The organism is Pseudomonas folii, from assembly GCF_014357575.1.
Classification (GTDB): Bacteria; Pseudomonadota; Gammaproteobacteria; order Pseudomonadales; family Pseudomonadaceae; genus Aquipseudomonas; species Aquipseudomonas folii.
In genome coordinates this window covers 1-8624 of record NZ_JACONW010000196.1, presented here as the reverse complement: position 1 = coordinate 8624, position 8624 = coordinate 1, and the positions used below count along the sequence as shown (strand labels likewise).

General features: G+C 58.2%; 8 protein-coding genes. 4 read left to right on the top strand and 4 right to left on the bottom strand.

Annotation, left to right across the window (positions count from 1 at the left end; translation table 11 throughout):
- From H8S59_RS24620 to H8S59_RS24610, 3 genes are all read right to left on the bottom strand, one after another.
- On the bottom strand, nucleotides 1–288 hold a 288-nt coding region (locus tag H8S59_RS24620; protein WP_187523112.1), incomplete at its 3' end, for a DUF2845 domain-containing protein.
- Between the two features lie 3 nt (nucleotides 289–291).
- Nucleotides 292–1113 carry a DeoR/GlpR family DNA-binding transcription regulator gene (locus H8S59_RS24615; protein WP_027902564.1) on the bottom strand — a complete coding sequence of 274 codons (822 nt, stop codon included), beginning with the start codon at nucleotides 1111–1113 and terminating at the stop codon, nucleotides 292–294.
- Between the two features lie 160 nt (nucleotides 1114–1273).
- The gene (locus tag H8S59_RS24610; RefSeq protein WP_425504605.1) at nucleotides 1274–3103 is read right to left on the bottom strand and encodes a sigma-54 interaction domain-containing protein; all 1830 of its coding nucleotides are present in this window, start codon (nucleotides 3101–3103) and stop codon (nucleotides 1274–1276) included.
- 298 nt (nucleotides 3104–3401) lie between these two features.
- Between H8S59_RS24610 and cynS the strand changes: the two genes are divergently transcribed.
- Nucleotides 3402–3842, top strand: a complete 441-nt coding sequence (gene cynS / locus H8S59_RS24605; protein WP_027902566.1) for a cyanase — start codon at nucleotides 3402–3404, stop codon at nucleotides 3840–3842.
- A 59-nt stretch (nucleotides 3843–3901) separates the two neighbouring features.
- Nucleotides 3902–4714: a formate/nitrite transporter family protein gene (locus tag H8S59_RS24600; protein WP_187523110.1), complete on the top strand. Its 813-nt coding sequence runs from the start codon at nucleotides 3902–3904 to the stop codon at nucleotides 4712–4714.
- A 62-nt stretch (nucleotides 4715–4776) separates the two neighbouring features.
- On the opposite strand, the gene H8S59_RS24595 is transcribed toward H8S59_RS24600, so the two are convergent.
- The gene (locus tag H8S59_RS24595; RefSeq protein WP_187523109.1) at nucleotides 4777–6045 is read right to left on the bottom strand and encodes a cation:proton antiporter; all 1269 of its coding nucleotides are present in this window, start codon (nucleotides 6043–6045) and stop codon (nucleotides 4777–4779) included.
- A 416-nt stretch (nucleotides 6046–6461) separates the two neighbouring features.
- Between H8S59_RS24595 and H8S59_RS24590 the strand changes: the two genes are divergently transcribed.
- On the top strand, nucleotides 6462–7217 hold the full coding sequence (locus tag H8S59_RS24590; RefSeq protein WP_095092717.1) for a response regulator transcription factor: 756 nt from the start codon (nucleotides 6462–6464) through the stop codon (nucleotides 7215–7217).
- 29 nt (nucleotides 7218–7246) lie between these two features.
- Nucleotides 7247–8584, top strand: a complete 1338-nt coding sequence (locus H8S59_RS24585; protein ID WP_187523108.1) for an ATP-binding protein — start codon at nucleotides 7247–7249, stop codon at nucleotides 8582–8584.
- Nucleotides 8585–8624 lie beyond the last annotated feature (40 nt).

Here is an 8624-nt window from a genome sequence, read left to right as displayed (position 1 = left end):
CTTGCTGCCTTTGATCTGAACGAGCCGGCCATCAATGAACCGCAAGGTGCGGTACATGCCGTTCTCTGGCCCATAGACCCAGGTTTGGACTGTGACAGCGCCGTGTTTCAACTGGCCGTTCGTGGCCAGTGCAGGCGGGGTGATCTGGCGCTCGGCAGGCGGGCCGCATTTGCGCAGTACCTCCACCGCCAGGTCACCCTCATCAATCAACGCGCTGTTGCAGCGCATTGATGCGTGGGCGTTTCCACTCAGCAGGGCCAGGGCGACCAGCAGCGAGCGGATGACCATGATTCAGCGCTGCCCGGCCGCTGGTGCCAACAGCAATTCGACCCGGTGCTTGCGGATACCGTCCGCCGCCGCTTCAGCCAGGGCGGCGTCGCTGATGATGATGTCGAACTGTTCCAGCGCAGCGATCTTGTACATGCCGAAGGTGCCGTACTTGGAGCTGGTTGCCACCAGCACGGTCTGCGAGGCGGATTGCATGGCGGCTTGCTTGACCTCGACCTTCAGCGCCGAAGGCGTTGTCGTGCCGCGCTGCAAATCCCAGGAGCTGGTGGACATGAACGCGATGTCAGTCGCGAGTTGGCGCAAGGTCGCGGCAGCAAGACCGCCAACGCAGGAGCGGTTGGGGTGATCGAGCAGGCCGCCGGTGTGGATCACATCCACATGGGTTGCGTCAGCGAGTGCGTTGACGATACCGAAGTCGTTGGTCACCACGGTCATGCCCGACAGCGCCGCAATGTGCGGGACAATTTCCAGGGTACTGGTGCCCGCATCCAGGTAGATCGTCATGTCGTCGTGAAGCAAACCGGCAGCCAGTCTCGCCATACCCTGCTTCTGCGGCAGCTCGACCACGGCTTTGGATTGATGGCTGGGCTCGCTGTGCAACTGGCTGGCGATGCGCACACCACCGGTAACCGAATAGGCGCGGCCTTCCTGTTCCAGCAAGGCAATGTCGCGGCGGATGGTCATGTGCGAGCAATCGAACATCTCCACCAATTGATGCACGCTGAGCACCTGATGCTTACGCAATTGACGCAGCATCAACTCCCGACGCTGATCGGGAATCATCGGTGTGCCGCCAACGACGGCGATCTCCTCTTTGCTGGACATGCGTGCTCCTGAGCTTCGGTATAACCGCCAGTACGGGCTGGCGGTCGTGGCATCTTAGCCAATCGAGTCACGCATGACAGCAGGTAAGCGCTGCAGGCTGCACTTTTGCTCAAGACTGGCTCTGGTCAGTCGATGCTCGATCCGTAGCCTTGACCAGTCTTTAAAGGCGTTTTTTATAAACCCTGGGGTCGATGCCCCACTTGTGTAAACGCGAGGCAAGGGTTGAAGGTTTGAGCCCCAGTAATTGCGCCGCGCCGCCTTCTCCCGACACTTTGCCTGCCGTACGTTTGAGCATCGCTATGACATTGGCTCTGAGTTGCAGCTGCAGGTGCTCATCGCGCAGGGGTTCAATGGTGTCGGCGGGATCGGTGTTCACGGCTATATGGGGTTGCGGAATCAAATCATCGAAGCGTAAAACTCCGTCCTGGCTGACGATCATCTGGCGCTCAATGACGTTTTCCAGCTCCCTGATATTTCCGGGCCATGAATAACGCTTCAGTACTTGCAGCTGTGCAATTGGCAGTCTTACCCCCGGTTTGTTGAACGACTTGCGTGCCCTGTGGAGGAAGTGGCTGGCGAGCAGAGGAATATCCCCCACACGCTCGCGCAGTGGCACCGATCTGATTGGAAATACGTTCAAGCGAAAGTAAAGGTCTTCCCGGAAAGCGCCCACTTTGACCATTTCGTGCAGATCACGATTGGTCGCTGCAATAACCCGCACGTTCACCACGCGAGTCACGTTGTCGCCCACACGCTCGAATTGCTGATCCTGCAATACCCGCAACAGTTTGCTCTGTAGCTCCAGAGGGATTTCCCCGACTTCATCGAGAAACAGTGTGCCGCCGTCGGCGAGCTCAAAGCGTCCGATGCGATGACTGACTGCGCCGGTGAACGCCCCCTTCACATGTCCAAAAAACTCGCTTTCAAACAGATCGCGTGGAATCGCTGCACAGTTCACCCTGATCAACGGGCGATCGCTGCGCAGGCTGCTGGCATGAATGGCGCGGGCGATGAGCTCTTTACCCGTCCCTGATTCGCCGCTGATCAACACGTTTGCATCAGTGGGGGCGACCAGTTCCAGTTGGCGGATCAGGTGCAGTACGACGGGGCTTTCACCGACAATATTGTGATGGTTACGCTCCGCTTTTATCTCTTCCTGAAGGTATTGGTTTTCAAGTTCCAGACGCTGTTTGAGCTGTTCCACCTCGTTGAGCGCCTCCAGCAATCTGCGCTCTGCCTGCTGACGCTCTCGAATGTCCCAAAACAGCACCACGGCACCGACCAGCCTTCCCATCTCGAAAATCGGTGTGCTGGTGTATTCGACGGCGATGGCTTCACCGTTCTTGTGCCAGAACACTTCGTTATCGACATGATGAACGTGACCGTCGCTGAACGAGGCATGGATAGGGCATTGCTGAACGGGATAGCGGCTGCCGTCGCCATGGGTGTGATGGAACAGCTGATGCGCGTCACGACCGATCATGTCACTGGAATTCCAGCCAAGAATGCGTTCGGCGGCCGGGTTCATGAAGGTCGTCTCTCCTTTGGTGTCGAGGCCATAAATCCCCTCGCCAACAGCGCCGAGAATCAGTCTGTTATGGCGTTCAATGCGCTCGAAAACCTGGGAAATCCGCTCCCAGCCTACGTGCCCAAGTCGATGCTGGCGGCGGGCCTCGGAACGATTGCGGCGCTTTTCCAGAATATCCCGCGCCTGAAGCAACAGCAGGATGCGACGGCCGTCGGGCAGTACGCTGGAGCTGACCTCCACAGCATGCTGACTTCGCGAGATATCCAACAGACTGAGGTCGTCCGACCATGCCGAGCCTTGGGTCAGCGTCTCGTCGGTAAAGGTGACCCAGTGCGGTAATCCATCGCCCAGAAAATGACTGAAACGTCTATCGCGCAGGTCCGTTTCAGCGCATCCCAGCAATGCCAGAGCGGCTCGATTTGCCCGGATAAGCCGGTCCGCTGGCGGATCAATGATCAGCATGGGGAGCGGTGCGTGTTCGAACGCCTCGTCTGCGATGTTCTGCGGCATTTCGTTGCCCTCTTCGAGCACGTATCAGCGGATCTGCAACGCTATTAAGTACGAGATATCGTGAAAATTTTCACTAAAAATCGCGATTTACGAGATTTCGCGAAACCGGGCTGAACATCGATTTCTGAAATTTCTATATTTTTCATATGGATAGGGATCAATCTGCGGGTGGCATGGATTTCGCTCTTGCTTCGTCAGACACGATGCGCGATGGCGCGTCGGATCAGAATCTTTCAGAGGAAGCAGAGCGATGAACAAAACAGAGATGCACCACCTGTTAATGGCTGCCAAGGCTCGCAAAGGTATGAGCTGGGATGAACTGGGTGAGGCGGTTGGAAAAGGTTCGGTATGGGTGGCGTCTGCGTGCTACGGCATGAACAGCGCTACGCCGGAAGTCGCCGCGCGGATTTGCGAAGTGCTGGGCGTGGATGAAGAAGTGGCTAGCGCACTGACCGTGTTCCCTAAAAAAACCTGGGATCAAACCATCCCGCAAGACCCAATGATCTACCGGTTGTATGAAATCGTCGGCGTTTATGGCGACACCCTCAAGGATGTGATTCAAGAGAAGTTCGGCGACGGGATCATGTCTGCCATCGACTTTTCAATGCATGTCGACAAGGTCGAAGACCCCAAAGGCGATCGGGTGCGTGTGACCCTCAACGGAAAATTCCTGCCTTACCGCGCCTGGTAACAGCGACACCCTCCACTGAGCCCACGCGCACTGCAAAGTACGCAAAAAGGAAAGCGCTAATGTCTTATTTGCTCCCCTCCGAATTCGTCACCAAGATGATTGATGCCGGTGAATCCAAGGTTCACATGGCAACGCGTGACACGCTGATCCGCGCGTTTATGGCGGGCGCAATACTGGCATTGGCGGCCGTATTCGCGGTGACGATTGCGGTTCAGACCGGCTCGCCGTTGCTGGGCGCAGTGCTCTTCCCCGTAGGATTCTCGATGCTCTATCTAATGGGCTTCGACTTGCTGACCGGTGTGTTCGTGCTGACGCCTCTGGCACTGCTCGACAAGCGTCCGGGTGTCAACATCAACGGTATCCTGCGCAACTGGGGTCTGGTGTTTTTGGGTAACTTCGCAGGCGCGCTGACAGTCGCATTCATAATGGCTTTCGTCTTTACCTACGGGTTCAATGCAGACCCTGGCGCTGTTGGTCACAAAATCGCCAGCATTGGCGAGTCCCGCACACTCGGTTATGCCGAGTACGGCACAGCGGGCTGGGTGACGATCTTTCTGCGTGGGGTGCTGTGCAACTGGATGGTCTCGATGGGCGTGGTGGGTGCCATGATTTCCACGTCTGTGAGCGGCAAGGTGATCGCTATGTGGATGCCGATCATGTTGTTCTTTTTCATGGGTTTCGAGCATTCGGTGGTCAACATGTTCCTGTTCCCATCGGCCATGATCATGGGCGGCGGATTCTCGATCATGGACTACCTGGTCTGGAATGAAATCCCGACGGTGCTCGGTAATCTAGCGGGTGGCCTGGCGTTTACCGGGCTTACGCTTTACTGCACTCACGCTAGGACCGCCCCCAAGCGCACGTTTTCCTGACGCCACGCTTCTCAAGCCGCATGGCCACTCAGCAGGGAGCCGAGTGGCCATGCGCTGGCGTTTTAGTGACCGGTGTTTTGCTCTTGTGAAGGCTGTGCTTCACCACGAGTAACCGCCTTGACCAACTTGCCAATACTCAACCCCTGCAACAGGATCGAGGACAGCACCACGATGTAGGTGATGCTCAGCAGCAAGTCGCGCTCCGGCCCCAGTGGCAAAGCCAGCGCCAGTGCCACGGAAACGCCGCCGCGCAAACCACCCCAGGTCAGGATGCGGATCGTACCTTTGGGCACGGTGCGCCAGCGACGCAGGAGCAGAATGGCCGGTGCAACGGTGACGAACCGTGACAGCAGAATCGCCACCGCCAGCAAGCCTGCTGCCAGCATGTGCGACCACGAGAACGGCAGCAGCAACAGTTCCATGCCGATCAACGCAAACAACAGCGCGTTGAGCATGTCATCGAGCAATTCCCAGAAGCCGTCCATGTAGCGACGGGTCATGTCGTTCATCGCCAGATTGCGCCCCAGGTTGCCGATGATCAAACCGGCGACAACCATCGCAATAGGACCTGAGACATGCAACTCGCTGGACATGGCCGACCCGCCAATCACCAGAGCAAGCGTCAGCATGACTTCGATCTGATACTGCTCGATGCTCTTGATCATCAGGTACACGGCATAGCCGATCAGGCCGCCGAACAGCACGCCACCGACCGCTTCGTGGACAAACAGCATGGCGGTTTCGCCCACTGTTGGTGTTTCACCCAGTTGCGCAATGCCCAGCAACACGGTGAACACCACAACGGCGGTGCCGTCGTTGAACAGCGACTCGCCGACAATAGTGGTTTTCAACGGCTTTGACGCATTGGCGGTCCGCAACACGCCGAGCACCGCAATAGGGTCGGTCGGGGAAATCAGTGCGCCGAACAGCAGGCAGTACAGGAAGCTGACGTGCCAGCCGAACCAGCCAAAGATCCAGTAGGCCAAGGTGCCGATCACGGTGGTGGCAATCAACACGCCGAAGGTTGCCAGCAAGCCGATGGGCCAGCGGTAACTTTTCAGGTCCGAAAGGTTGACGTGCAACGCCCCCGCAAACAACAGGAACGACAGCATCCAGTTCATCAGCAGATCGCCGAAATCGATCTGGCCGATCAACTGCTGGACGCGCTCTTCGAGACCGGGAAAGCCCATGAAACTCAGGCCTTGCAGGATCAGCGAAAACATCAACGCAGTGACCATGACGCCAATGGTGGGCGGCAGGCCGATGAAACGAAAGTTCACATAAGTGAGCAGCGAGGTGAGGCAGATAAAAGCAGCAACGAGTTCAAGCATCGGTCTTCCTGTTAATGCGATTCAAAGCGTGCCCGGAGTTGATTGAGGCGTGACGCGGGCAGGGGTTTGATGGGCCGCTGGCGCGTGCGGACACATATTTTTCCATATCCATGGGAGTGGCATGGACCACAGAAGGCCGACAGCGTTGCAAATGAGTGCCTGATAGTGGCGCATCGGCTATTATCGCGGCTCGTTAATGGGAATCATCCGCAAATGTGTTTACTCCACCAGGATGTCCACAACAATCTGAGCTGGAATGCTGTTTTTGTGGGATCGGTGCTTGCCCGCGATAAGGCAGATGCGATCTAAAGTGAACCGCGTCCAGCCTTATCGCGGGCAAGCACCGATCCACAGAGGTCCGTGTTTGCAGCTTGAGAACACCGCGTCAGCTCCAAGAGTGCACTATCAGGAACGAAATGAGCGCTGAACCCACCGCCAACCCTTCGCCGCCACGCATTCTGGTGGTCGACGATCACCGCAAGATCCGCGATCCGTTGGCGGTGTATCTGCGTCGTCATTCGTTTGATGTGCGCACTGCTGAAGATGCGGCCGGGATGTGGCAGTTGCTCAAGCAGCAGTCCTTTGATGTGGTGGTGCTGGACGTGATGCTGCCGGATGGCGACGGCTTTGAGCTGTGCGGGATGTTGCATCGCCGGGCCAACATTCCGGTGATCCTGCTGACCGCTCGGGACGCCTCGGCTGATCGGGTGAAAGGGCTGGATCTGGGCGCGGATGATTACGTGACCAAACCCTTCGAGCCGCGTGAACTGGTCGCACGGATCAACAGCGTATTGCGTCGGCGCGGTACGCCAGTGAGCGTCGATCAGGCGTTGAGTGCTTCATCGGCACAGCGCTACGAATTCGCTGGCCTGAGTTTCATCAGCTCGACCGAGCAATTGCTGCACGCTGACGGCAGCCAGGTCCAGCTCAGCACCGCCGAAAGCAGGCTACTGACGGTATTTCTGAAACATCCTAATCAGACCCTTGATCGCCAGCGTCTGCTGGACCTGACCGCGCGTCCTGGCAGTGATGTTTATGATCGCGCCATCGACCGCCAGATCAGTCGTCTGCGTCGCAAGCTGGTGGATGATCCCTTGCAACCGCAATTGCTGCGCACTGTCTGGGGCGGCGGTTACATGCTGGCGGCGGATGTCAGCGTGCAACACCTGTGAAGTGGCTGAGCCGGTGTTGGCCCAAGCGTATGACCCATCAATTGGGCCTGCTTCTGCTGCTGGCGCTGTTGGCATCCAACGGCATCGCGATGTTGTTTTTGCAGCGTACCGGCGCGCTGATTCATCCGCTATCCCGCACCCTGACGCTTGAGCGATTGACCACGGCGTACCACGTCGCCCATGAGCTGTCGGCGACTGATGCGTCCCGGGTGCTGGCAACCATGGAGACGCACGATGCGCGCTTCTGGATCGCCCGGCAGCCCGAGGTCAGCCCTTTTGATATGCACAAAGAAGAGCGGCGTCTGGCGCAGGAACTGCGCGCACGTCTGGCGCTGACGCCGGAGATGGCGGTGAATATCCAGCTGGAGCGAGTCACAGGTGGCCCGGCCCGGGAGGCGGTGTTTTTCCGTGCAGGCTGGGCACCGCTGCGGTTGCGCACCAGCATCGTTTTACCCGATGGCCAGATGTTAAATTCCTTGCAGCATCCGGCGGGTGCCTATGAGTGGAGCCGTTTGCTGGCCTACACCTTGCCGGTGACGACCATTCCGGTTCTGCTGATTGTGATTTTTTTCATGCGCCGGATCGTACAGCCGGTCAAGACGCTGGCCGAGGCGACCGAGCGAGTCAGCCGAGGCGAGTGGATTGCGCCGCTGCCGCTGTCTGGTCCACAGGAGGCCCGGGACCTGACTGTCGCATTCAACGTGATGCAGGAGCGCATCGCCCGCCATGTTGAAGGTCGTACCCGAATGCTGGCGGCGGTGAGTCATGACCTGAATACGCCGATCACTGAGCTGCGTCTGCAGGTTGAATTGATCGAAGACGGTCCTTTGCGCGATGACATGCTGGAAAGCCTTGATGAGCTGCGGGCCATGGTGCGCGAGACGCTGGATTTCGTGCGCGGCGATGCGGTTCAGGAAGCGACGGTGACGGTATCGCTGAACGAGATGCTCGACGATCTGGCGCGACGTTACCGGATCATGGAGCAGCCGGTGACGTGGGAGGGCGGTGAGCAGATCAGTTGCCGCTGTCGGCCGCTGGCGCTGAAGCGAGCGTTGACCAACCTCATCGATAACGCGTTGCGCCATGCCGGTGACGCACAGATCAGCCTGAGCCGTGATGGCGTCGGGATGATCCGTCTGGAGATTCTCGATCATGGGCCGGGGATTGAACCTGATTGGCTGACCCAAGTATTCGAACCGTTCGTGCAATTGGGGCGCGGCGGGGCGGATATCAGTCAGGGTGGCGGGCTTGGCCTGGGGTTGGCCATCGCCCGCGCCTGTATTCAGGCTCATGGTGGGGAACTGGTATTGGAAAACCGCCCACCTGCCGGGTTGTGCGCGGTGGTGCGATTGCCTGCTGCGGTTTGATGTGCTTTGGACATTTACAAATGCCCCAGCCTTGAAATGA

Excerpts from the sequence above, each read along its gene's own strand:
- H8S59_RS24615 (WP_027902564.1), bottom strand. The coding sequence starts at position 1,113 with ATGTCCAGCAAAGAGGAGATCGCCGTCGTTGGCGGCACACCGATGATT.
- H8S59_RS24610 (WP_425504605.1), bottom strand. The coding sequence starts at position 3,103 with ATGCTGATCATTGATCCGCCAGCGGACCGGCTTATCCGGGCAAATCGA.
- cynS (WP_027902566.1), top strand. The coding sequence starts at position 3,402 with ATGAACAAAACAGAGATGCACCACCTGTTAATGGCTGCCAAGGCTCGC.
- H8S59_RS24600 (WP_187523110.1), top strand. The coding sequence starts at position 3,902 with ATGTCTTATTTGCTCCCCTCCGAATTCGTCACCAAGATGATTGATGCC.
- H8S59_RS24595 (WP_187523109.1), bottom strand. The coding sequence starts at position 6,045 with ATGCTTGAACTCGTTGCTGCTTTTATCTGCCTCACCTCGCTGCTCACT.
- H8S59_RS24590 (WP_095092717.1), top strand. The coding sequence starts at position 6,462 with ATGAGCGCTGAACCCACCGCCAACCCTTCGCCGCCACGCATTCTGGTG.
- H8S59_RS24585 (WP_187523108.1), top strand. The coding sequence starts at position 7,247 with ATGACCCATCAATTGGGCCTGCTTCTGCTGCTGGCGCTGTTGGCATCC.